Origin of the sequence: Saccharopolyspora hordei, from assembly GCF_013410345.1 — a bacterium.
GTDB lineage: Bacteria > Actinomycetota > Actinomycetes > Mycobacteriales > Pseudonocardiaceae > Saccharopolyspora > Saccharopolyspora hordei.
Genome location: NZ_JACCFJ010000001.1, coordinates 1,991,355 through 2,014,678, shown reverse-complemented (window position 1 = coordinate 2,014,678; position 23,324 = coordinate 1,991,355). Strand labels below are relative to the sequence as shown.

The window sequence follows — 23,324 nt, the reverse complement described above, 5'->3', positions numbered from 1 at the left end:
TACTGGCTCCTCGTCCGGGCTGATGCGTCACCGGCAGGGTATCGAGTGCCCCCGGGGCCGCCACCAGCGGATTACCGGTTGTGCCCGTCGCTCGCGCGGCGGAGGAACTGATCGGGTCATTGCCGCGGGCGCCCGTTCTGCGGTTCCCTCACCAGAGGGGGTCTGATCGCTGAGGGGATCTCGATGTCCGCTTCGCACGTCCGCGCCCGCCGGAGCTGGGCCGCCGAGCTCGTCCTGGGCGCCCGGCTGGTCGCACAAGGCGCGGCGACCTGGTACTTCGCCCGGCGCGGCGAACCGCTCGCCCGCCTGCTGCACGCGCCGTGGCGGAACGACCCCTACCCGGTCCACCGGCAGCTGCGCGAGCGGGGACCGCTGGTGCGCAGCCGGCTGGGGACACTGGCCGCCACGACGCACGCGCTGTGCGACGCCGTCCTGCGGGACCGCCGGTTCGGCGTGCGCACCAGCGACGGCTCCTACGCCGACCCCACCGCGGCGGCCGTCGACCTGCAGCTGTCGCTGCTGGAGCTGGACCCGCCGGACCACACGCGGCTGCGCAAGCTCGCCGCGCCGGCCTTCCGACCGCGCCGCCTGGAGGGCTACCGGGGACGCGTCGAGCAGATCGCCGACGAGCTGCTGGACCGGGCCTCCGAACGCGGCGAGTTCGACCTGGTGCGGGACTTCGCCGGGCCGCTGCCGATCCGGGTGATCTGCGAGCTGCTGGGGCTGCCGCCGCTGGACGCGCAGCGGCTGGCGCACCACGGCAGGGTGCTGGCCGGGGCGCTGGACGGCATCCGCTCGCCCCGCCACCTGCGGCAGATGCGCGCGTCGCTCACCGAGCTGGACGCGCTGTTCGAGGACCTGGTCGAGCAGCGCCGCGCGGACCCCGGCGACGACGTCGTCAGCGACCTGGTCGCGGCGCTGGACGCCGACGAGCTCACCGGCTCCGAGCTGCTGCAGCTGTGCGACCTGCTGCTGGTGGCCGGGTTCGAGACGACGGTGAACCTCATCGGCAACGGCACGCTCGCGCTGCTGCGGCACCCGGACCAGTGGGCGCGGCTGCGCGCCGAGCCGGACCTGGCCGCGGCGGTGGTCGAGGAGACGCTGCGCTGGGACCCGCCGGTGCAGATGACCGTGCGGATCGCGCACGAACCGGTGGAACTGGCCGGGCGCGAGCTGGCGGTGGACACGCCGGTGCTGGTGCTGCTGGCCTCGGCGGGCCGCGACCCCGCGGTGCACCCGGACCCGGACCGCTTCGACCTCGACCGCCCAGACCGCGGCGACCACCTGGCGTTCTCCTCGGGGATCCACTACTGCCTGGGCGCGCCGCTGGCCCGCATGGAGGCCGAGATCGCCTTCCGCGCCCTCGCCACCCGCGTCCCGGGCCTCCACCGCGCGGGAACCCCCACCCACCGCCCGACGTCGATCATCCACGGCCTCGCCGCCCTCCCGGTCACCACCGACCGCCCCCTCTCCCCCACCTGATCCGAGTGGACATCGCGTGCCCCCCGGGCACGGACGCGGGGTGGCCGGGTGTCTGCTGGGGCGCTCTACCCTGGTGGGGTGCTGGTGCTGCTTCCACCCTCGGAGACCAAGTCGGCCGGTGGCTCGGGTGCGCCGCTCGACCTGAGCGCGCTCTCGCACCCGGAACTGAACCCGACCCGGGAGCGACTCGCCACCGCACTGTCCACATTGGCCGATGACGTGCCTGCGAGCCTGGACGCGCTCGGCCTGTCCGAGCGGCAGGTCGAGGAGGTCCGGCGCAACGCCGAGCTGTGGGACGCGCCCACCGCCCCGGCGCTGGAGCGCTACACCGGGGTGCTCTACGACGCGCTCGACGTGCCGTCGCTGTCCCCGGCCGAGCGCAAGCAGGCCGACGCGCGGCTCGCGGTGGCGTCGGCGCTGTTCGGCATCGTGCGCGGGACGGACGCGATCCCCGCCTACCGGCTCTCCGGCGGCACGTCGCTGCCGGGCATCGGCCCGCTGCGCAGCGTGTGGCGGCCGGTGCTGGAACCTGTCCTGGCCGCGACCGACGACCTCGTGGTCGACCTCCGTTCCGGCGCCTACGCCGCGCTGGCGCGGATCCCCGGCGCCGTGACGGTCCGCGTGCTGTCGGAGGACGCGACGGGCAAGCGCAAGGTGGTCAGCCACCACAACAAGGCGCACAAGGGCACGCTGGCCCGCGCCCTGGCCCAGGCACCCGCGGAGCCGGAGTCGGTGGACGACGTCCTCGCCGTGGCGAGCGACGCCGGGCTCCAGGTGGAACGCGAAGGCGACCGCGCCCTCTGCGTCGTCGTCCGCGCCTGAGGTCAGCCCGACGCCGCCTCCGGCGAACCACCGGCACGCACCAGCCCTGCACCGCAGCGCATCGGCACTCGGGGAACCCGTTGCGCTGCCCGGCTCTGGGTGTGGACACTGTCCGCGTCGCGGTGGTCCGCACCGTCTGGAGGAGGGAGGTTCGTCGTGGTGGCCGTTGTGACGGTCGTGCGCGCCGTTCTCGCGCACCACGGCATCCGGACCTCCCCTCCGCTGCGGTCGCGCTGAGCTCTCGGTGCCCGGGCGGAGGCCCCCGCCCCGTGAGGAGCACCGATCTCGTCCTCGTACGAACACGTCGAGTCCGAGCACGGTTCCGCGACCTTCCGCAGCGCCAGGAGAACCGGGGCGCGCACGCCCAAGGGCGTGCGCCGGCGCTTCGACGACGAGCCCGTCCGGCGCGGTCGGCTCACCGAGGAGGAGCGCGCACGGCTCGCCGCGCTGCGTGACGAGCCCGATCCCCAGCCGCCCCCGGACGGCGCCGACCGGTGGTCCACATGGACACCGGCGAGCGCGGCCCGGAGCCGCACCCGTCCTGGGCGGTGACCGGACCGGCAGCCGTCGACCACGAGCTCGGCGTGCTCAAGACCGGCGAGGAGGCCGACGTCCAGCTGGTGCGGCGCGCCGTGCCCGGTGCCGACTCCTGCTTGCCGGCGTCCAAGCGGTACCGCGACACCGACCACCGGATGTTCCACCGCGACGCCGGCTACCGGGAGGGCAGGCGGCTGCGCAGGTCCCGGGAGATGCGGGCGGTCGAGCACCGCACGTCGTTCGGGAAGGGCATCATCGCCCAGCAGTGGGCCGTGGCGGAGTTCCGCGTGCTGTCGGCGCTGTGGCGCGCGGGCGCGCCGGTGCAGCGGGTCGGGACCGAGGTGCTGCTGGAGTTCATCGGCACCCCCGACGGCACGGCCGCCCCGCGGCTGGCCTCCCTGCGCCCCGGCGCCGACCCGACGCCCTGGTCGTGCTGGCCCAGCACGGCTTCACGCACGGCGACCTGTCCGCGTGCACCGTGCTGGTGCACGACGGGCGGCTGGTGCTCATCGACCTGCCACAGGCGGTCGACCTGGCGGCCGACCCGCTGGGCCTGGACCACGTGCGGCGTGACGCGCACAACATCGCCGGCTGGTTCCGCTGCCGGGGAGCCGACGAGTCGCGGGCGGATCCGGACCTGCTCGTCGAACGCCTCGTCACCGCAGCGGGTCTGCGCTCGTGACGGCGCACCGACCGGCTCGGACGCGGTCCTCGGCCGGCCGGGCCGGTCGGCTAGACTGCGACAGCCGGATCACCGGCCCGTGTCCACTCGACACGCTCCAGACCACCTATCGGCGCCGTTGCGCCGGGCTCGTCCTCGTGATCGCCCGCGGACTCCCCGCGAAGCCTCCCCGTGACGTGCCACTCCCCGGGAGTCTTCGTGCCACTCAGTCAGTCCACCACGCCCGCGCGCTCGTCCCGCCGACCGCGCCGCCGCCGGCCCCAACGCGCCCCGCAACAGCCGAAGCGCAGCCTGTTCGACCAGGTCGGGGTGACCGCGGTCGACCCGGCGCCGTTCGCCGACCTCGGGTTGCCCGACCGGCTGGTGCGCGCGCTGGCCGACCGCGGGATGGTCGAGGCCTTCCCGATCCAGGCCGCCACCATCCCCGACGCGCTGACCGGCCGCGACGTGCTCGGGCGCGGCCAGACCGGCTCGGGCAAGACGCTGGCGTTCGGGCTGCCGCTGCTGGCGATGCAGCGGGGCAGCGCCCGCCCCCTGCACCCGCGCGGTCTCGTGCTGGTCCCCACCCGCGAGCTGGCCACCCAGGTCACCGACGCGCTCAACCCGCTGGCCAAGGCCCTCGGGCTCCACGTCCGGGACGTCGTCGGCGGCACCTCGTTCACCCGCCAGGTCGACACGCTGCGGCGCGGTGTGGACGTCCTCGTCGCGACGCCCGGCCGGCTGGCCGACCACGTCCGCCAGGGCACCTGCGTGCTGTCCGAAGTGGAGCGCACCGCGCTCGACGAGGCCGACCAGATGGCCGACATGGGCTTCCTGCCGCAGGTGCGCGCCCTGCTCGACCTCGTCCCCGCGGACGGCCAGCGGCTGCTGTTCTCCGCCACCCTCGACGGCGACGTCGACAAGCTGGTCGACCGGTACATGACCGACCCGGTGGTGCACTCGCTGGCACCCCCTGCGGCCAGCGTGGACAGCATGGAGCACCACCAGTTCCTGGTGACCGCGGCGGACAAGCAGGCGGTGCTCACGCGCATCGCCGCCCGCGAGGGCCGCACGATCCTGTTCGTGCGCACCAAGCACCACGCCGACCGCACGGCCAAGAAGCTGCGCGCGGCCGGGGTCCCCGCCGGGGCGCTGCACGGCGGCAAGGCGCAGAACGCCCGCACCCGCGTCCTCGAGGAGTTCCGCAGCGGTGCGACGACGACGCTGGTGGCGACCAACGTCGCAGCCCGCGGCATCCACGTCGACGACGTGAGCCTCGTCGTCCACGCCGAACCCCCGGCCGATCCCAAGGACTACCTGCACCGCGCCGGCCGGACCGCCCGCGCGGGCGCCACGGGCACCGTCGTCACCCTGGTCACCGAGGACCAGCGGGAGGCCTTCCGCACGATGGCCGCGCAGGCCGGGGTCAAGGCCAGGACCACGTCGGTGCGGCCCGGGGACGCCGCACTGGCCCGCGTCACGGGAGCCCGCGAACCCAGCGGTGTCCCGCTCACCGCGCCGGCGCAGCCGCGCCCCCGCACACCGGAGCGCGGGACCGGCCGCCAGGGCCAGGGGTCGCGCGCGGACGGTCGCCGCGGGCGGCCCCGGCGCGGCGGTGCTCGCCGGGCCGGGTGACGATGGGGCGGCCGCTACGACGACCCCAGGAGGAGGGACCCGGTGAGCCGCACACTGGCCGACGTGGGTGAGGGATTCCTGCGGTTCTGGCAGGAACGCCACCTGAGCACGCTGACCACGGTGCGCTCCGACGGCACGCCGCACGTGGTGCCGGTCGGGGTGACCCTGGACGTCGGGACGGCGACCGCGCGGGTGATCACCTCCGGCCGGTCGCACAAGGCGCGGCAGATCCGCAAGGCCGGGCCCAGTGGCGCGCAGGTCGCGGTCTGCCAGGTCGACGGGCGGCGCTGGTCCACCCTGCGCGGCGTGGCCGTGGTGCGCGACGACCCCGAGGCGGTGGCCGACGCCGAGCGCCGGTACGAGCAGCGCTACAAGAAGCCGCGGGAGAACCCGTCCCGGGTGGTGATCGAGATCTCCGTGCTGGAGGTCCTCGGCAACGTCTGACCGCCCGGCGTGGTGAGGTGGTGCCGTGAGCGTTGCCCAGGAGGAGCCGGAGCTGGTCCACGTCGTCGGCATCGGCGCCGACGGTGCGGCGGGCCTGTCCCGGCACGCCCGGACCGTCGTGAACTCCGCAGACGTGCTGTTCGGCAGTGCGCGCCAGCTGGACCTGGTCCCGGACGCGCCCGGGCACCGGGTGGTGTGGCCGAGCCCGCTGCTCCCGGCGCTGCCCGGCCTGCTCGCCGAGCACGCCGACCGGTCGATCTGCGTGCTGGCCAGCGGCGACCCGATGTTCTACGGCATCGGCGCCACCCTGGTGACGCTGCTGGGCCCCGACCGGGTGCGGGTCGTCCCGCACCCGTCGTCGCTGTCGCTGGCGTGCGCGCGGATGGGCTGGCCGGTGCAGGACACCGCGGTGGTGAGCCTGGTCGGCAGGCCGGTGGAGCTGTTGCACACCCGCGTCCAGCCGGGGAACCGGCTGCTCGTGCTCAGCGCCGACGGCAGCACCCCGCGCGCGGTCGCGGCGCTGCTGCGCGAGCGCGGGTTCGGGCCGAGCAGCATGACCGTGCTCTCCGACCTCGGCAGCGAGCAGGAGGACCGCATCGACGCGACCGCCGACGACTGGGACCGGCCGGTCGCGCCGGCGTTGAACGTCATCGCCGTCGAGTGCCGGGCGGCCGCCGGGACGCGCCCGCTGCCGACCACGCCGGGGTTGCCGGACGACGCCTTCGAGCACGACGGGCAGCTGACCAAGCGCGAGGTGCGGGCCGTCACGCTCGCCCGGCTGGCGCCCGCGCCCCGGCAGTTGCTGTGGGACGTGGGTGCGGGGGCCGGTAGCATCGCGATCGAGTGGATGCGCAGCGATCCGTCCTGCCGGGCGATCGCGATCGAGCACCGCGAGGACCGCTCGCAGCGCATCGTCGCGAACGCGAGCGCGCTGGGCGTTCCCGGGCTCCAGGTGGTCACCGGAGCCGCGCCGCGCGCGCTGGACGGCCTGGAGCAGCCCGACGCCGTCTTCGTCGGGGGCGGTGGAACAGCACCGGGTGCCTTGGAGGCGTGCTGGGCCGCGCTGCGCCCGGGCGGCCGCCTGGTGGTCAACGCGGTCACGTTGGAATTGGAGGCGTTGGTGGCCGACTGGCAGCGCCGTGTCGGCGGCGACTTGGTCCGGATCTCGGTGGAGCGAGCGGCACCGATCGGTGGCTTCACCGGCTGGCGGCCCGCGCGGCCGGTGACGCAGTGGGTGGTGGACAAGCGATGACCGTGCGTTTCGTGGGCGCCGGGCCGGGTGCCGCGGACCTGATCACCGTGCGGGGCCGCGACGTCATCGCGTCCTCGCCGGTGTGCCTGTACGCGGGCAGCCTGGTGCCGGTGGAGCTGCTGGAGCACTGCCCCGAGGGCGCCAAGCTGGTGGACACCGCCAAGCTGACCCTGGACGAGATCCTCGCCGAGATGCTGGCCGCGCACGAGTCCGGACTGGACGTGGCGCGGCTGCACTCCGGTGACCCGTCGGTGTTCAGCGCGGTCGCCGAGCAGATGCGCCGTCTCGACGCCGCGGGCGTCCCCTACGAGGTGGTGCCGGGCGTCCCGGCGTTCGCCGCGGCGGCGGCCTCGTTGAACCGCGAGCTCACCGTGCCCGGGGTGGGGCAGACCGTCGTGCTCACCCGCACCTCGGCCCGCGCGACCCCGATGCCGGAGGGCGAGGACCTGGCCACGCTCGGCCGGAGCCGCGCGACGATGGTGCTGCACCTCGCGGTGAACCGCATCGAGCAGCTCGTCGACGAGCTCGTGCCCCACTACGGCCCGGACTGCCCGGTGGCCGTGGTGGCCAACGCCAGCCGCCCGGACGAGGTCATCCTCCGCGCCCCGCTGTCCGGCATCGCCGAGCAGGTCCGCGCCGCGGGCATCACGCGCACCGCGGTGGTCGTGGTGGGGAAGGTCCTGACGGCCTCGGAGTTCCCGGACAGCCACCTCTACTCCCCGAACCGCTGCCGCGACTGATCAGTCGTGAGTGCACACACCGGCTGGAACCGGCCTGCCCACTCACGACCACCGCGTCCCTGAGGTCGTGAGCGCGAACGCCGGCTGGAACCGGCCTGCCCACTCACGACCACCACACCCCCGACGTCGTGAGCGCGAACACCGGCTGGAACCGGCTGTTGTTGCTCAGGACCTCGTGAACAGTTGGTGTTTCGGGACCTCGTGAACACTGGCTGGCCTGGTGCTGATGATGATCAGTGGTGGGCGGAACTGGGTTTTCGATGGATCCGGACCTGGTCGCGGCGGTGGCCGCGGTGGCAGGCGGGGAGAAGCTGAACATCTCGCGGTTCTGTGCCGAGCACGGGGTGTCGCGGACGGTGTTCTACAAGTACCTCGCGCGGTTCAGGAAGGAAGGGGCGGCGGGGTTCCTGCGCCGGTCGTCGGCCCCGCGGCGGCGGCCGACGACGACCCCGCCGCGGGTGCGGGAGGCGATCGTGCGGGCCCGCAAACAGCTGGCCGAGGAGGGCCGGGACAACGGGGCGATCTCGATCGGGTGGCGGCTGGAAGAGCTCGGGGTGGTGCCGGTGCCCTCGCGGGCCACGATCCACCGCATCCTGGTCGCTGAAGGCCACGTGGTGCCGCAGCCGCGTAAACGCCCCCGCTGTCGGCGCCGGTTCGAATACGCCGAGCCCAACGGGCTGTGGCAGATCGACGGGATGGAGTTCTACCTCGCCGGTGGCGAGAAGGTCTGCATCCTGCAGATTCTGGACGATCATTCCCGGCTGGATGTGGGCACCTACGCCGCCACCAGCGAAAACGGTGAGGAGACCTGGGCGGCGCTGCAGCAGGCCTTCGCCGGCTACGGGGTGCCGGTGAAGATCCTCACCGACAACGGGCTGGCGTTCTCAGCCCGGCACCGCGGCGGCATGGCCGAGCTGGAACGCCGCCTGGCCGCCACCGGGGTGCAGGCCATCGCCTCCACCCCCTACCACCCCCAGACCTGCGGCAAGGACGAACGCAGCCACCAAACCCTGCGCCGATGGCTGGCCAAACAACCCCCACCGGCCACCCTTGAGCAGCTACAACAGCTGCTGGAGCAGTACCGGGCGATGTACAACAACCGCCGCCACCAAGGCATCGGTGGCCACACACCCCAGCAGCGCTACCACGCCACCCCCAAAGCCACCCCCACTAAAGCCGCCCGGCCACCGGCCGGGACCACTCAACGCCCGGTCACCAGCACCGGCGTGGTCGCCTTCTCCAACTGCTCCATCGTCATCGGCCGCCGATGGGCCGGACACACCGCTACCCTGCACTGGCAAGGCGACCGCGTCAGCATCATGATCAACGACACGGTCGTACGGACGCTGACCCTCAACCGCAGCGTCCGCTACCAACGACTCACACCACAACTGTCCACGACGTCATGAGACACAACCGTCCATGAGGACCTGAGACACGACAACCGGCTGGAACCGGCCTGCCCACTCACGACCACCGCGCCGCTGGGGTCGTGAGCGCGAACACCGGCTGGAACCGGCCTGCCCACTCACGACCACCGCGCCGCTGGGGTCGTGAGCGCGAACGCCGGCTGGGGGTGGCTTGTCCGCTCACGAGCGGCCGACGATGGTGCCTGCGCGGTCGATGACGACGACGTCGACGGAGATCGGGGCGCCGCGCAGGGTCTCCAGGCAGAACGCGCGCGCTCGGTCGGCGATGAGGTCGCCGAGCGGGACGCCCGCCTCGGTGCACAGCTGCAGCGCTTCGAGGGCCGTGTTGGCCCCGGTGACCCGCGTGACCAGCTCGGCGTCGGCGCCCGCGTCGCGGGCGATCGACGCGAGCAGCTCGAAGTTGACCTGGGAGCGCTTGGAGTGCAGGTCGAGGTGGCCGTCGGCGAGCTTGGAGACCTTGCCGATGCCGCCGGCGACGGTGAGCCGCGGGACCGGGTGCCTGCGCAGGTACTTCAGCACCGCACCGGCGAAGTCCCCCATGTCCAGCAGCGCCTCGGTGGGCAGGTCGTAGAGCTCGGTGACGACCCGCTCCGAGGTGCTCCCGGTGCACCCGGCGACGTGCTGCAGCCCCTCGGCGCGCGCCACGTCGACGCCGCGGCGGATGCTCTCGATCCACGCCGAGCACGAGTACGGCACCACGACGCCCGTGGTGCCCAAGATGGACAGTCCACCGAGGATCCCCAGCCGCGGGTTCCAGGTGCGCCGCGCCAGTTCCTCGCCGCCGTCGACCGACACCTCGACGACGACGTCACCGCTGCCGCCGTGCTCGGCGGCCACGCGCGCCACGACCTCACGCACCATCTGCCGCGGCACCGGGTTGATCGCCGGTTCGCCGACGGGCAGCGGCAGGCCCGGCTTGGTGATGGTGCCCACCCCTTCGCCGGCGCGGAAGACCACCCCCGAACCCGGCTCGCCGTGGCGGACCGTCGCCGACACCAGGGCGCCGTGCGTCACGTCGGGGTCGTCGCCGGCGTCCTTGACCACGCCCGCCATCGCGAAGCCCTCGCCCAGCCGTTCGCGGGCCAGCGCGAAGGCCGGGCGGTGCCCCTTCGGCAGCACGATCTCGACCGGGTCCGGGAACGTGCCGGTCAGCAGCGCCGTGTAGGCGGCGGCCGTGGACGCCGTGGCGCAGGCCCCCGTCGTCCAGCCGTACCGCAGACCGGTCCCCTCTCGTCCGCTCATCGTCCGCCTCCGAACTCCTGCTGCCCAGTGTGCCGCGCGCCCGGCCGCCCGCCCTCCGCGGACGCCCCTGCCGGGAGAATGCCCCTCATGCGGTTCGCCAACGGGGCGGGTCCGACGGCCCGCGTGCTCATCCTCGGCGGTACCGGCGAAGCCCGGGCGCTGGCCCGGGAGCTCGCCGGGCGGCCCGGTCTGCACGTCACCTCGTCGCTGGCCGGGCGGGTGCGGCGGCCGCAGCTGCCGCCCGGTGACGTGCGCGTCGGCGGGTTCGGCGGAGCCGACGGGCTGGCCGACTGGCTGCGGCGCGAGCGCGTCCGCGCGGTCGTCGACGCCACCCACCCGTTCGCCCGGACCATCACCGACAACGCGGTGCGGGCGGCCCGGCGCGCCGGGTGCCCGCTGCTCGTCCTGCGCCGTCCCGCCTGGGAGCCCGGGCCGGGCGACGACTGGCGCCCGGTGCCGTCGATGCCCGCGGCCGCCGCGCTGCTGCCGGAGCTGGGCGAGCGGGTGTTCCTCACCACCGGCAGGCAGGGGCTGGCCCACTTCGCCGAGCTCGACCTGCACTTCCTGGTCCGCGCGGTCGACCCGCCCGAACCGCCGCTGCCGCCGCGCACGTCGGTGCTGCTGGCCCGCGGGCCGTTCAGCGTCGACGACGAGCTCGCGCTGCTGCGCGAGCACCGCATCGACGTGCTGGTCAGCAAGAACAGCGGCGGGTCGATGACGAGCGCGAAGCTCACCGCGGCCCGCGAGCTCGGGCTGCCGGTGGTGATGGTGCAGCGCCCGCCCCAGCCGGACGCGCCGTCGGCCGGGACCGTCGACCAGGCCGTGGCCTGGCTCGACGACGTGCTGCGCGATCACGCCGGGTAGCGCCTCGGGGTGAACACCACGTCGCGCCCGTCCGCCCCGCGCGCGAGCTGGGTGGTGGACGACCCGACGATGAGCAGGCACCGCATGTCCACGTCGGACTGGGCGAGGTCGGCGAGCCGCACCACCTCGACGCTCTCCCGCTCGCTGCCGACGGCCCGCCCGATGACGACGGGCGTGTCCGGGGAGCGGTGCTCCAGCAGCACGTCCCGCGCGGCGTCGACCTGCCAGGTCCGGCTGCGCGAGGCGGGGTTGTAGACCGCGATCACCAGGTCGGCCGCGGCGGCCGCGCGCAGGCGGTCGACGATCACCTCCCACGGCTTGAGCCGGTCGGACAGCGACAGCACGCAGAAGTCGTGCCCCAGCGGCGCGCCGACGCGGCTGGCCACCGCCTGCGCCGCGGTCATCCCGGGCAGCACCCGCACCGGCACGTCCGCGCGCTCCGCGGCGGCCTCCAGCACCGCGCTGGCCATCGCGAACACCCCCGGGTCGCCGGAGGAGACCACCGCGACCTTCGAGCCGCGGCGGGCCAGTTCGAGCGCGAACTCGGCGCGCTCGGCCTCGACGCGGTTGTCGGAGGCGTGCTTGCGCTGTCGCGGGTTGTCCGGGACCCGCGCGAGGTAGGGGGCGTAGCCGACCAGGTCGTCGGCCTCGGCGAGCGCGGCCTGGGCCTCCGGCGTCACCCACTCCCGCCCGCCGGGCCCGAGGCCGACCACGACGACCTCGCCCCGCTCCGCGGGTTCGGCAGCGGGCCCGGACGCCTGGACCTCGACCGTGGCGGCCGCCGGTCCGGGCAGCAGCGCCAGGGAGAAGTACGGGACGCCGTCCGGGTCGACCTCCGCCAGCGGCGCGCAGCGCTGCCGGTCGGTGGTGGCGCGTTCGACGTACCACGCCTCGTCCAGCCGGCCGGCCTTCTCGAACGCCTGCCGCACGCCGTCGAAGGTGCGCCCCAGCTTGAGCACCGCCGCGGCGTCGGTCGCGGCGAGCCGCTCGGCGAGGGCGTCCGGCGGGAGCGTGCCCGGCAGCACGGTGAAGGTCTCGTCGCGCTCCGCCAGCGGCCGTCCCAGCGCCGCCGAGGCGCCGCTGATGGAGGTGATCCCGGGCACCACCTCGGTGCGGAAGCGGCCGGACAGCCGCTTGTGCATGTGCATGTACGAGCCGTAGAAGAGCGGGTCGCCCTCGGCGAGCAGGACCACGTCGCGCCCGGCTTCGAGGTGCGCGGCGAGCCGGGCCGCGCACTCGGCGTAGAACTCGTCGATGGCGCCCTGGTAGCCGCCCGGGTGGTCGGTGGTCTCCGTGGTCACCGGGTAGACCAGGGCTTCCTCGACCTGGCCGGGCCGCAGGTACGGCTCGGCGACGGACCGCGCGATGCTCCGACCGTGGCGGGCGCTGTGGTAGGCGATCACCTCCGCCCGCTCGATCAGCCGGGCGGCCTTGACCGTCACCAGTTCCGGGTCGCCGGGGCCGAGGCCCACGCCGTAGAGCGTGCCGTTGCTGCTCACTCTTCCTCGCTCGCGATCGCGTTGATGGCGGCCACCGCCATGGCGCTGCCGCCGCGGCGACCGCGCACCACCAGGTGTTCCAGTCCGCTCGGGTGCGCGGCCAGCGCGTCCTTGGACTCCGCCGCGCCGATGAACCCGACCGGGAGGCCCAGCACCGCAGCGGGCTTCGGCGCACCGTCCTCGACCATCTCCAGCAGCCGGAACAGCGCCGTGGGCGCGTTGCCGACCGCGACCACGGACCCGGCCAGCCGGTCGCGCCACAGCTCCAGGGCGGCCGCGCTGCGGGTGGTGCCCAGCTCGGCGGCCAGCGCCGGGACGCGCTCGTCGGACAGCGTGCAGACCACCGGGTTGTCCGCGGGCAGGCGGCGCCGGGTCACGCCCGCGGCGACCATCGCCGCGTCGCACAGGATCGGCGCGCCGCGGCGCAGCGCCTCGCGCGCCGCGGTCACCACGCCCGGGGAGAACGCGAGGTCGTCGACCAGGTCGACCATGCCGCAGGCGTGGATCATCCGCACCGCCACCCCGGCGACCTCCGGGGGCAGGCCGTCCAAGCGGGCTTCCGCGCGGATCGTGGCGAAGGAGCGGCGGTAGATCTCCGCCCCGTCGCGGACGTACTCGGGCACCCCGCGGTAGCGGGTGGCCGGGCTGTTGTCGTTCACACTTTCCTCCGTGCCGCGTCGAGCGCGGCGGACACCTGGTCGACGTCGGCTGCGCAGGTCCACGTCGCTCCGTCGAGACCGACCTGGTAGCCGACGCCGGTGGCCAGCACTTCCACGACGCGTCCCGGTGGGCGGCCGCAGCGCCGCTCGCACCCCGACCAGTGCACCGGCAGCGCACCGGCCCGCACCGCGCGTCGGGCGTCTTCGCGGACGTCGGCCCGCGACTTCGCGCACCCGGGCCGACCGGCGCACGTGGTGACCCCGACCCCGTCCGCGGCGGGGTCCACGAGCAGTCCGCGTGCGCCGAGGTCCGAGAGCCACCGCTCGGCCTCGTCCGGCCGCAGCGCGGGCAGGACGAGGGTCCGCCAGGGCGTCAAGCGCAGTTCGCCGGCGGCCTCGGACGCGGCGGTGATGATATCCACCTGGTCCGGCGTGAGGCGGCCCAGTGGGGCGCCCGCCACCGCGGAGACCGTGCCGTCGGGCCGGACCACGCGCCCCACCTGCGCGTGCGTGGCCGTCGGCGGCGCCGGATCGGCGGGGGTCAGGCCCGTGCCCAGCCGTGCGGCGACCCGCTGGGCGCCACCGTCCAGTTCGGCCAGCCGCCACGCCGAGGAGCCCTGAGCCGCCCGCTCGTCCAGGAACGCCTGCGCCGCGGCGACCGCGGTCGCGGCGGCCTGCTGCGGGGTCGTCCGCAGCCCGGTCTCCGCCCCGGCGAGCAGCAGCGCCACGGTGTCCGCGCTCCGCGCGCGCACGCCGACGTCGGCGCCGAGCGGGCTGACGTCCCCGCTGCCGTCGTCGACCGTGAACAGGAACCGTCCGGGCAGGCCGGCCAGGGCGGGGGTGGCGCAGAGGGCGGCGTCGAGGTCGGCGGCCACCGCGCGCACGTCGACGAGCTCGCGGCCGTCCGCGGACGGCGAGCCGACGACGTTGCGCACCCGCTCGTGCGTGGCCGAGGGCAGCAAGCCCGCGGCACGCAGGCGCGCGGCGAGCTCCTGCTCCGCCCCGGCCGGGAGGCCGCGGACTTGGAGGTTCGCCCGCGAGGTCAGTTCCAGGCCGCCGTCACCCAGCGCCGCGACCTCGGCGATCGCGCGGACCTGCGGCGGGGTGAGCGCGCCGCCCGGGACGCGGATGCGGGCCAACCCGCCGTCGGCGGCCTCGTGCACCCGCAGCGCGCCGGGGCACCGGTCCCGCTCTGGTCTGGCTCGTGGCAACACCCGGCTGATCCTACGGACCCCGGTAGTTGCGGACGCAAACTCGGAGCCGGTGCGACGCGCATCATGCCCGCGCGGCTTGACGTAAGATCGCCCTGCCACGGAGAGTGGTCACAACACGCGGCGACGAGCGGAGGAAGCCGGTGCGAATCCGGCGCGGTCCCGCCACTGTCACCGGGGAGCGGACTCCACCACGCCACTGTCCTCATCGGACGGGAAGGCGGAGCGAGCGCTGATCCGGGAGCCAGGAGACTCCGGTCGCCGTGACCTGCCGACCGGGGCGAGGACCCCGAGAGAGGTGCTGTCATGCGCTGCGCGCTCGCGCCCTGGTTCGACGACGCTGCCCGCCGAGCCGAGGAGCGAACCGCATGATCCTGCTTCTGTCCACTTCGGACACCGACCTGCTCAGCGCGCGAGCCGCGGACGCCGACTACCGGCTCGGCAACCCCGCCCGGCTCGGCGTGGACGACCTGCCCCCGCTGCTGGAGGGCGTCGACCTCGTCGTGGTGCGGCTGCTCGGCGGCCGCCGGGCCTGGGAAGAGGGGCTGGACGCGCTGCTGGCCGGGCCGCGCCCGGTGGTCGTGCTCGGCGGTGAGCAGGCCCCGGACGCCGAGCTGATGGAGTGTTCCACGGTCCCGGCCGGGGTGTGCGCCGAAGCGCACCGCTACCTGGCGCACGGCGGCCCGGAGAACCTGGCGCAGCTGCACCGGTTCCTCTCCGACACGGTCCTGCTCACCGGGCACGGCTTCGAGCCGCCGGTGGAGACCCCGACCTGGGGCGTGCTGGAGCGCACCCCGCGGCGCACCGACGGCCCGACCGTCGCGGTGCTCTACTACCGCGCGCACCACGTGGCGGGCAACACCGCGTTCGCGCACGCGCTGTGCGACGCCATCGAGGACGCCGGCGGGCGGCCGCTACCGCTGTTCTGCGCCTCGCTGCGCACCCCCGACCCGGGGCTGCTGGAGCGGCTGCGCGAGGCCGACGCGCTGGTGGTCACCGTGCTGGCCGCGGGCGGCACCAAGCCCGCCACCGCCTCGGCCGGTGGCGACGACGAAGCCTGGGACGTCGGCGCGCTCGCCGAACTGGACGTCCCGATCCTGCAGGGGCTGTGCCTGACCAGCACCCGCGCCGCCTGGGAGGACAACGACGAGGGCCTGTCCCCGCTGGACATGGCCACGCAGGTGGCCGTGCCCGAGTTCGACGGCCGGCTCATCACCGTGCCGTTCTCGTTCAAGGAGAACGACTCCGAGGGCCTGCCGGTCTACGTCGCCGACCCGGAGCGGACCGCCCGGGTGGCCGGCACCGCCGTCCGGCACGCCCGCTTGCGGCACGTGCCGCCGCAGGACAAGCGCGTGGCGCTGGTGCTCTCGGCCTACCCGACCAAGCACTCCCGGATCGGCAACGCGGTCGGCCTGGACACCCCGGTCAGCGCGGTGCGGCTGCTGCGGGCGCTGCGCGAGCAGGGCTACGACGTCGGCCCGGTGGACGGCCCGGACGCGCTGCCCGGGGTCGCCGAGCAGGACGGCGACGCGCTGGTCCACGCGCTGATCGCCGCCGGCGGGCAGGACCGCGACTGGCTGACCGAGGAGCAGCTGAGCGGCAACCCGGTGCGCATCCCGGCCCGCCGCTACGCGGAGTGGTTCGCGACGCTGCCCGAGGACCTGCGCGCCGGCGTCGAGGAGCACTGGGGGCCGCCGCCCGGCGAGCTGTTCGTGGACCGCTCCCAGGACCCGGACGGCGAGATCGTGCTCGCCGCCCTGCGCGCGGGCAACGTCGTGCTCCTGGTGCAGCCGCCGCGCGGCTTCGGCGAGAACCCGATCGCGATCTACCACGACCCGGACCTGCCGCCGAGCCACCACTACCTGGCGGCCTACCGCTGGCTGGTCGACGAGTTCGGCGCGCACGCCATGGTGCACCTGGGCAAGCACGGCAACCTGGAGTGGCTGCCCGGCAAGACCGCCGGCCTGTCCGCCTCCTGCGCCCCGGACGCGGCGCTGGGCGACCTGCCGCTGATCTACCCGTTCCTGGTCAACGACCCCGGCGAGGGCACGCAGGCCAAGCGCCGGGTGCACGCCACCCTCGTCGACCACCTGGTGCCGCCGATGGCCCGCGCGGAGAGCTACGGCGACATCGCCCGGCTGGAACAGCTCCTCGACGAGCACGCCACCATCTCGGCGATGGACCCGGCGAAGCTGCCCGCCATCCGCAGCCAGATCTGGACGTTGATGCAGGCCGCCAAGCTCGACCACGACCTCGGGCTGGAGGAGCGGCCGCACGACGCGGAGTTCGACGACATGCTGCTGCACGTCGACGGCTGGCTGTGCGAGGTCAAGGACGCCCAGATCCGCGACGGGCTGCACGTCCTCGGCGAAGCCCCGACCGGCGACGCCCGCGTCAACCTGGTGCTCGCGATGCTGCGGGCCCGGCAGGTGTGGAGCGGGCAGAGCGCCGCGCTGCCGGGCCTGCGCGAGGCGCTCGGGCTCGCCGAGGACGGCAGCGCCGCCCGCGACCAGGTCGACGACGTCGAGTCCCGCGCGCACGGCCTGGTGCAGGGCATGGAGGACCGCGGCTGGGACGCCGGTGCGGCGGCCGAGGTGTGCCGCGAGGTCCTGGGCGAGCGCAACGACGCGGTCGTGCGGGTCCTGGAGTTCGCCGCCACCGAGATCGTGCCGCGGCTGGCGGCCACCACCGACGAGCTGAGCGCGACGCTGCACGCCCTCGAGGGCGGGTACGTGCCGGCCGGGCCGAGCGGGTCGCCGCTGCGCGGGCTGGTCAACGTGCTGCCCACCGGCCGCAACTTCTACTCCGTCGACCCCAAGGCCGTGCCCAGCCGGCTGGCGTGGGAGACCGGGTGGGCCATCGCGGAGTCGCTGCTCGACCGCTACCGCGCCGACACCGGGGACTGGCCGCGCTCGGTCGGCCTGTCGGTGTGGGGCACCAGCGCGATGCGCACCGCCGGCGACGACATCGCCGAGGTGCTGGCGCTGCTCGGCGTCCGGCCGACCTGGGACGAGGCCTCGCGCCGCGTCAACGGGCTGGAGGTCGTCCCGCTCGAGGAGCTGGGCCGCCCCCGCATCGACGTCACGGTGCGCATCAGCGGCTTCTTCCGGGACGCCTTCCCGCACGTGGTGGCGCTGCTCGACGACGCGGTGCGCATGGTCGCGGCGCTCGACGAGCCGGACGAGCAGAACTTCGTGCGCGCGCACGCGCAGGCCGACCTCGCCGAGCACGGGGACGAACGCCGCGCCACCACGCGGATCTTCGGCTCCAAGCCCGGCGCGTACGGTGCGGGGATCCTGCCGCTGATCGACAGCCGGAACTGGCGCGACGACGCCGACCTGGCCGAGGTGTACGCGGTGTGGGGCGGGTTCGCCTACGGCCGCGACCTGGACGGCGTACCGGCCCGCGCCGACATGGAGAGCGCCTACGAGCGGATCTCGGTGGCGGCGAAGAACACCGACACCCGCGAGCACGACATCGCCGACTCCGACGACTACTTCCAGTACCACGGCGGCATGATCGCCACGGTCCGCGCGCTGACCGGCAAGGCACCGGCGGCCTACATCGGCGACAGCACCCGCCCCGACTCGATCCGCACCCGGTCGCTGACCGAGGAGACCTCGCGGGTGTTCCGGGCCCGGGTGGTGAACCCGCGGTGGCTGGCGGCGATGCGTCGGCACGGCTACAAGGGCGCTTTCGAGCTCGCGGCCACAGTGGACTACCTGTTCGGCTACGACGCCACGACCGGTGTGGTGGCCGACTGGATGTACGAGAAGCTGGCCGAGACCTACGTGCTGGACGAGGAGAACCAGCGGTTCCTCACCGAGTCCAACCCGTGGGCGCTGCACGGCATCACCGAGCGCCTGCTGGAGGCGGCCAACCGCGGGATGTGGCAGGAGCCGGACCCGGACACCCTCCAGGCCCTCCACGAGGTCTACCTCCAGACCGAGGGCGACCTCGAGGACGGCCCCCAACGCTGACCCTCGACGGGGTGAGGCGCGCCCCTCGCCGTTCCGGTGCCGCTCCCCTCCGCGGGGTCCGGGGCCGGGATCGCGGACGTCGGCTGGTGGGCGCCCTCAGCGGCGGGACTCCGGGGCGAGGTCGGCGACCGGGCCGATGACGATCACCGCCGGCGGGCGGATGTCGGCCTCGCGGACCGCGTCGGCGACCTCGCTGAGGGTCGAGCGGAGCGTGCGCTGGTTGCGGGTGGTGCCGTCCTGCACCACGGCGACCGGGGTGCCCGGGTCGCGCCCGTGCTCGACGAGGACCTCGGCGAACTCCGCGATCCGCTTGACGCCCATGAGCAGCACGATGGTCCCGCGCATCCTCCCCAGCGCCGGCCAGTCCACGAGGGACTGCTCGTCGTGCGGTCCCACGTGGCCGGACACCACCACGACCTCGTGCGCGACCCCGCGGTGGGTCACCGGCACGTCCCCCGCCGCCGGGGCCGCGAAGGCGCTGGTGATGCCGGGCACGGCGGTCACCGCGACACCGGCCTCGGCGCAGGCCAGCAGCTCCTCGAAACCGCGCCCGAACAGGTAGGGGTCGCCGCCCTTGAGCCGCACCACGAACTTGCCCGCCTTGGCGTGCTCGACGAGCAGCGAGTTGATGACCTCCTGGTTCGCCGCGCGCCCGTAGGGGATCTTCGAGGCGTCCACCACCTCCACGTGCGGGCCCAGCTCCTCGAGCAGCTCGCGCGGGGCCAGCCGGTCGGTGATCACCACGTCCGCGCGTCCCAGCAGCTGGCGGCCGCGCACCGTGATCAGGTCCGGGTCACCGGGACCGCCGCCCACCAGCGCCACGCCGGGCGCGGGCGCCTCGGAGCGGTCGTCGACCACACCCGTGCGCAGCGCCTCGGCGAGCGCGTCGCGGACCGCGGCGGACCGCCGGTGCTCCCCGCCCGCCAGCACGCCGAGCAGCAGGCCACCGTGCTGGGCGACCGCGGGGGTGACGGCGGTGCCCTGCGAGGCGTCGTCGGCGCGCACGCAGAAGATGCGGCGCTCCTCGGCCTCCGCCGCGACGGCCGCGTTCACCTCGCCGCCGGTCGCGCACGCCACCACGTACCAGGCACCCTCCAGGTCACCGGGCGCGTACGGCCGCCGGTGCCAGGTGAGCTCGCCCGCGTCGGCCATCGCCTCCACGGCCGGGGTGGCCTCCGGCGCGATGACCTCGACCCGGGCACCGGAGCCGATCAGCCGCGGCACCCGCCGCTGCGCGACGGTGCCCGCCCCGACGACCACCACCCGCTTCCCGGTGAGGTCCAGACCTGCGAAGTAGTGGTGCTCAAGGTGCTTGGTCATGTCCGTAGTCCATGTCGTGCTTCGCCCCGGCAGCGTCGCCGGGACCTGGTGCTGGGAGGAGCGTGGCGGCGCGGTGGCCACCTCGTCGTGGCGCACGACCACCGGCCGGACCGCACGGCGCCGTCGCCGAACCGCTCGCGGACGTCCGTCACCCACGCTCGCGCTGCGCGCCTGAGCGCGGTGCGGACCATCCTGCCACGAACGCGCCCGGAAGCAGAGGGCTCCGACTGCGGCGCAGAACACGTCCTCCTCACCCCGGTACCGCTGCCCGGACCGTCCACGGTAGACATCGACCTCGCCGCGTCCGACCGCCCGGTGACCACGATCACCGCCGGCTCCGGGCCACCCCGAGCTGTCGCCTGAACGGCTGAACATCAACCTCCCGGAGGACGGTGACACGCGCATGCTGGGGCTACCGGCGACCTGACGGGCTCGCAGCCGCGGGCCCACGGGGGACCCAGGAGGCCACCATGAACGAGACGCACACCATCACGCTCAACCTGCAGGTCGTGGAGGCGGGGTCGAAGACCACCGCCGACGTCGGGTTCACCACGCCGTCCGGTCAGGCGCTGCACGGCCACGGCACCGCGCGACGCCACCCGGACGACCCGGAGGTACCGCAGGTCGGCGACGAGATCGCCATCGCCCGCGCCCTGTTCGAGCTGGCGCACAAGCTGCTGGACAACGCGTCGAAGGAGATCGGCGAGCGCCTGCACCGCCGGGTGCACCTGCCCGCCTGACCACAGCGGCGCACCGACCGGCCCCGCGCGACGCCGAGCCGTCGCGCGGGCGCGGTCCCGAGCGCGCTTCGAGCGCCTCCCGGGCCGCCTCCGCGGCGAGGTCCACCACGTCGTCGCCCAGCCCCTGCCGGGCCCGCACGCCCAGCGGCACCGCGGTGCGCCCGCGCGAGCTCACGGCTTGAGGTACTCCAGCACCGCGAGCACGCGGCGGTTGCTGTCCCCGGAGCCGGCCAGGTCGAGCTTGCTGAAGATGCTCGCGATGTGCTTGCTCACCGCGCCGTCGCTGAGCACCAGCTGCTGCGCGATCGCCGCGTTGGAGCGGCCTTCGGCCATCAGCGCCAGCACCTCGTGCTCGCGCGGGGTGAGCCGTTGCAGCGGGGTGGTGCGCCGGGCGACCAGCTTGGAGATCACCTCGGGGTCCATCGCGGTGCCGCCGGCGGCGACCCGGCGCACCGCGTCGAGGAACTGGTCGGCGTTGAAGACCCGGTCCTTGAGCAGGTAGCCGACGCCACCGGCGCCGTCGGCCAGCAGCTCCCGCGCGTACAGCTGCTCGACGTGCTGGGACAGCACCAGCACCGGCAGCCCGGGGACCTCGCGCCGGGCTGCCAGCGCGGCCCGCAGGCCCTCGTCGGTCTGGGTCGGCGGCAGGCGGACGTCGACGACCGCCACGTCCGGGCGCTGCTCGACCAGCGCCCGCTCCAGCTCCGGCCCGGTCTCCACCGCGGCCACCACCTCGAAGCCGTGCGCCTCGAGCAGGGTGCGCAGCCCGTCGCGGAGGAGGAAGAGGTCTTCGGCTAGGACAACTCGCACGGGATCTCCATCATCGCCGCGGTCGGACCACCGCGTGGGCTGGTCAGTTCCAGGGTCCCGTCGAACGTACCGATGCGGCGGCGGATCCCGCGCAGACCTCCGCCCAGTTCGGGATCGGCACCGCCCACGCCGTCGTCGGTGACCACGACCCGCAGCACGTGGTCGGCGTGCCGCAGCTGGACGCGGACCGACTCCGCGCGGCCGTGCTTGACCGCGTTCGTGATCAGCTCCAGGGTCGCGAAGTAGGCGGCGGCCTCGATCGCCGACGGGCACCGCCCCGGCACGTCGGCCTCGACCTCGACGGGCACCACCAGGTCCAGCGCCACCGCGCGGACCGCGTCGACCAGCCCGCGCTCGGTGAGCACCGGGGGCCGGATGCCGCGGACCAGCGACCGCAGCTCGGCCAGCGCCGCACCGGAGTCCGCCTTGGTCTCGCCCAGCAGTTCCCGGGCGCGCTCCGGTTCCCGCTCCACCAGCTGCTCGGCGGCGGAGAGCTTCAGCCCGAGCGCCACCAGCCGGGCCTGGACGCCGTCGTGCAGGTCGCGTTCGATGCGGCGCAGCTCGGCATCCTCGGCGTCGACCGCGTCGGCGCGGGTCTCGGCGAGCCGCTGGACCCGTGCCGCCAGCCGCGCCTTCTCGGTGGGCGCCAGCAGCGCGCGCGTCCAGCGGCCGTGCAGGCGCAGCAGCACCGGGGCGAGGGCGAGCACGGCCGCACCGCACAGCAGCCCCAGCGGCCCCCCGAGCAGCGGGGTGTCCGCGAGCCACTTCGCGGGCGCCCACACGTGCTCCCACGGCGACGGGTAGTCGGCGAAGAACCGCCCGACCCACACCCAGAACGGGATCCACAGTCCCCACGCGAAGCCCCAGCACAGCGCCACGACCGGCGCCAGCAGCAGGGCGGTGACCGGACCGTCGCCGAGCAGCCACAGCACGTCCCGCCCGGTCGCCGGATCGGTCATCGCACGCCGGTAGCGGGCCCGCCGCAGCGCCGGGCGCGGGGACCTGCGCAGTTCGCGCCCCACCCGGTAGAAGCCGTCGGCGGTGGGCACCGGCTCGACCAGCGGCCGGTACAGCTCGTCCACCGGCGTGCCCGACCAGGTCCCGGCGAGCCGCCGCCCCAGCCCGGCCAGGCGCTGGGCGAGCGCCGCGCACCAGGGCCACCACAGGAACGCGCCGAGCACGTGGGTGAGCACGAACAGGACGACCAGCACCACACCGCACGCGGTGTGCACGACCGCCAGCAGGGCGAGCACGGCCAGCCGCCAGAGGTCGCGCAGCCCGCGGTTGACCCACAGCTGCCACGGCCGCGGCTCGGCCGGGGCCAGCCGGGTGCGCGTCCACCGCCCGTAGGCCCGGAGCACGGGCTGGCCACCGAGGACGGCCAGCAGCCCCAGCAGCGGTCCGACGACCGTGCCGAGCAGCAGCCAGCTCATGTCCCGGCCGGTCGCCGGGTCCTCCGCCAGCCAGTGCACCCGCAGCAGGTAGCGCGGCACGCGCGGTGTCCGGTACAGCGTCTTCTCGTAGCGGTACCAGCCTTCGGCGTCCGGCTGCGGGGCCGGCGGGGCCGGGCGGTACGGCGAGGCGATCGGCACCTCGCACCACTCACCGGCCAGCCGGCGGGCCCGGTCGACCGCGGCCCGGCACCACCCCACGACCCGCTCCCCCAGCCACGGCGAGCCCAGCGTCGACACGCACAGGCCCAGCGCGTAGGCGACGAAGAGCAGCGGTCCGGCCAGCGACAGCAGGGCGACCGCGGCTCCGCGCCGCGCAGTTGTCATCCACATGGGGATCATTGTCGTGCGCCGCCGCGGTCCGGACCTTGCACTCAGCTGCCGAACCGGGGGTGGAGGGAAGTCCACCCCCGATCGGGAGCCAGCGCCATCCCCGCAGGTCCGGCGCGCGCCTAGCGTCACCGGCATGTCCTCGAACCCACCGGAAGACCGGGGGTCGCGCACCGGCGACCTGCCCCGGCGGACCGGTGCCGAGCTGGCGGGTC

17 protein-coding genes, 1 pseudogene and 1 riboswitch are annotated in these 23,324 nt (G+C 74.9%); of the genes and pseudogenes, 11 read left to right on the top strand and 7 right to left on the bottom strand.

Going from position 1 to position 23,324, the window contains the following annotated elements:
• Positions 1–183 precede the first annotated feature (183 nt).
• From HNR68_RS09475 to HNR68_RS09440, 8 genes and pseudogenes are all read left to right on the top strand, one after another.
• Complete coding sequence (locus tag HNR68_RS09475) at positions 184–1,482, top strand: cytochrome P450 (RefSeq protein WP_179719610.1); 1,299 nt, start codon at positions 184–186, stop codon at positions 1,480–1,482.
• 78 nt (positions 1,483–1,560) lie between these two features.
• Positions 1,561–2,304, top strand: a complete 744-nt coding sequence (gene yaaA, locus HNR68_RS09470) for a peroxide stress protein YaaA (RefSeq protein ID WP_179719608.1) — start codon at positions 1,561–1,563, stop codon at positions 2,302–2,304.
• Between the two features lie 372 nt (positions 2,305–2,676).
• Positions 2,677–3,523 (top strand): annotated as a pseudogene (locus HNR68_RS09465) (RIO1 family regulatory kinase/ATPase domain-containing protein).
• Between the two features lie 198 nt (positions 3,524–3,721).
• The gene (locus HNR68_RS09460; protein ID WP_179719606.1) at positions 3,722–5,137 is read left to right on the top strand and encodes a DEAD/DEAH box helicase; all 1,416 of its coding nucleotides are present in this window, start codon (positions 3,722–3,724) and stop codon (positions 5,135–5,137) included.
• A gap of 42 nt (positions 5,138–5,179) precedes the next feature.
• Positions 5,180–5,581, top strand: a complete 402-nt coding sequence (locus HNR68_RS09455; protein ID WP_179719604.1) for a pyridoxamine 5'-phosphate oxidase family protein — start codon at positions 5,180–5,182, stop codon at positions 5,579–5,581.
• Between the two features lie 25 nt (positions 5,582–5,606).
• A complete protein-coding gene (gene cbiE, locus HNR68_RS09450; RefSeq protein WP_343050028.1) occupies positions 5,607–6,833 on the top strand; it encodes a precorrin-6y C5,15-methyltransferase (decarboxylating) subunit CbiE in 1,227 nt (408 codons plus the stop codon).
• A complete protein-coding gene (cobM, locus tag HNR68_RS09445; RefSeq protein ID WP_179719602.1) occupies positions 6,830–7,573 on the top strand; it encodes a precorrin-4 C(11)-methyltransferase in 744 nt (247 codons plus the stop codon). The genes cbiE and cobM overlap by 4 nt, the downstream gene beginning before the upstream one ends.
• Positions 7,574–7,833: 260 nt before the next feature.
• On the top strand, positions 7,834–8,982 hold the full coding sequence (locus tag HNR68_RS09440; protein ID WP_179719600.1) for an IS481 family transposase: 1,149 nt from the start codon (positions 7,834–7,836) through the stop codon (positions 8,980–8,982).
• Between the two features lie 180 nt (positions 8,983–9,162).
• On the opposite strand, the gene HNR68_RS09435 is transcribed toward HNR68_RS09440, so the two are convergent.
• Positions 9,163–10,245, bottom strand: coding sequence for a cobalt-precorrin-5B (C(1))-methyltransferase (locus HNR68_RS09435; RefSeq protein WP_179719598.1), 1,083 nt, complete (start codon positions 10,243–10,245; stop codon positions 9,163–9,165).
• Between the two features lie 87 nt (positions 10,246–10,332).
• Between HNR68_RS09435 and HNR68_RS09430 the strand changes: the two genes are divergently transcribed.
• Positions 10,333–11,109 (top strand): cobalt-precorrin-6A reductase, encoded by a 777-nt coding sequence (locus HNR68_RS09430; protein WP_179719596.1) that lies wholly within the window; start codon positions 10,333–10,335, stop codon positions 11,107–11,109.
• Here the strand turns inward: HNR68_RS09430 and HNR68_RS09425 are convergent.
• Genes HNR68_RS09425 through HNR68_RS09415 form a run of 3 tightly spaced genes read right to left on the bottom strand, consistent with a single transcriptional unit; the run spans position 11,097 to position 14,481 of the window.
• Positions 11,097–12,608: a precorrin-2 C(20)-methyltransferase gene (locus HNR68_RS09425; protein WP_179719594.1), complete on the bottom strand. Its 1,512-nt coding sequence runs from the start codon at positions 12,606–12,608 to the stop codon at positions 11,097–11,099. The genes HNR68_RS09430 and HNR68_RS09425 overlap by 13 nt on opposite strands.
• Entirely contained in the window at positions 12,605–13,231 is a 627-nt protein-coding gene (locus HNR68_RS09420; RefSeq protein ID WP_179724827.1) for a precorrin-8X methylmutase, read from the bottom strand. The genes HNR68_RS09425 and HNR68_RS09420 overlap by 4 nt, the downstream gene beginning before the upstream one ends.
• Positions 13,232–13,263: 32 nt before the next feature.
• Entirely contained in the window at positions 13,264–14,481 is a 1,218-nt protein-coding gene (locus HNR68_RS09415) for a precorrin-3B synthase (protein WP_179719591.1), read from the bottom strand.
• Positions 14,482–14,611: 130 nt separating this feature from the next.
• A riboswitch (cobalamin riboswitch) is annotated at positions 14,612–14,733 on the top strand.
• 113 nt (positions 14,734–14,846) lie between these two features.
• Here HNR68_RS09415 and cobN point away from each other — a divergent pair.
• Positions 14,847–18,458 carry a cobaltochelatase subunit CobN gene (gene cobN, locus HNR68_RS09410; protein ID WP_179719589.1) on the top strand — a complete coding sequence of 1,204 codons (3,612 nt, stop codon included), beginning with the start codon at positions 14,847–14,849 and terminating at the stop codon, positions 18,456–18,458.
• A gap of 96 nt (positions 18,459–18,554) precedes the next feature.
• Here the strand turns inward: cobN and cobA are convergent, their stop codons facing one another.
• Positions 18,555–19,778, bottom strand: a complete 1,224-nt coding sequence (gene cobA / locus HNR68_RS09405) for a uroporphyrinogen-III C-methyltransferase (protein ID WP_179719587.1) — start codon at positions 19,776–19,778, stop codon at positions 18,555–18,557.
• A 470-nt stretch (positions 19,779–20,248) separates the two neighbouring features.
• Here cobA and HNR68_RS09400 point away from each other — a divergent pair, with 470 nt between their 5' ends.
• Complete coding sequence (locus tag HNR68_RS09400) at positions 20,249–20,518, top strand: DUF1876 domain-containing protein (RefSeq protein WP_179719585.1); 270 nt, start codon at positions 20,249–20,251, stop codon at positions 20,516–20,518.
• Positions 20,519–20,689: 171 nt separating this feature from the next.
• Here the strand turns inward: HNR68_RS09400 and HNR68_RS09395 are convergent, their stop codons facing one another.
• Both HNR68_RS09395 and HNR68_RS09390 read right to left on the bottom strand, forming a co-directional pair.
• The gene (locus HNR68_RS09395) at positions 20,690–21,328 is read right to left on the bottom strand and encodes a response regulator (RefSeq protein ID WP_179719583.1); all 639 of its coding nucleotides are present in this window, start codon (positions 21,326–21,328) and stop codon (positions 20,690–20,692) included.
• On the bottom strand, positions 21,313–23,112 hold the full coding sequence (locus HNR68_RS09390) for a sensor histidine kinase (protein ID WP_179719581.1): 1,800 nt from the start codon (positions 23,110–23,112) through the stop codon (positions 21,313–21,315). Before HNR68_RS09390 ends, HNR68_RS09395 begins: the two co-directional genes overlap by 16 nt.
• Positions 23,113–23,324: the final 212 nt, after the last annotated feature.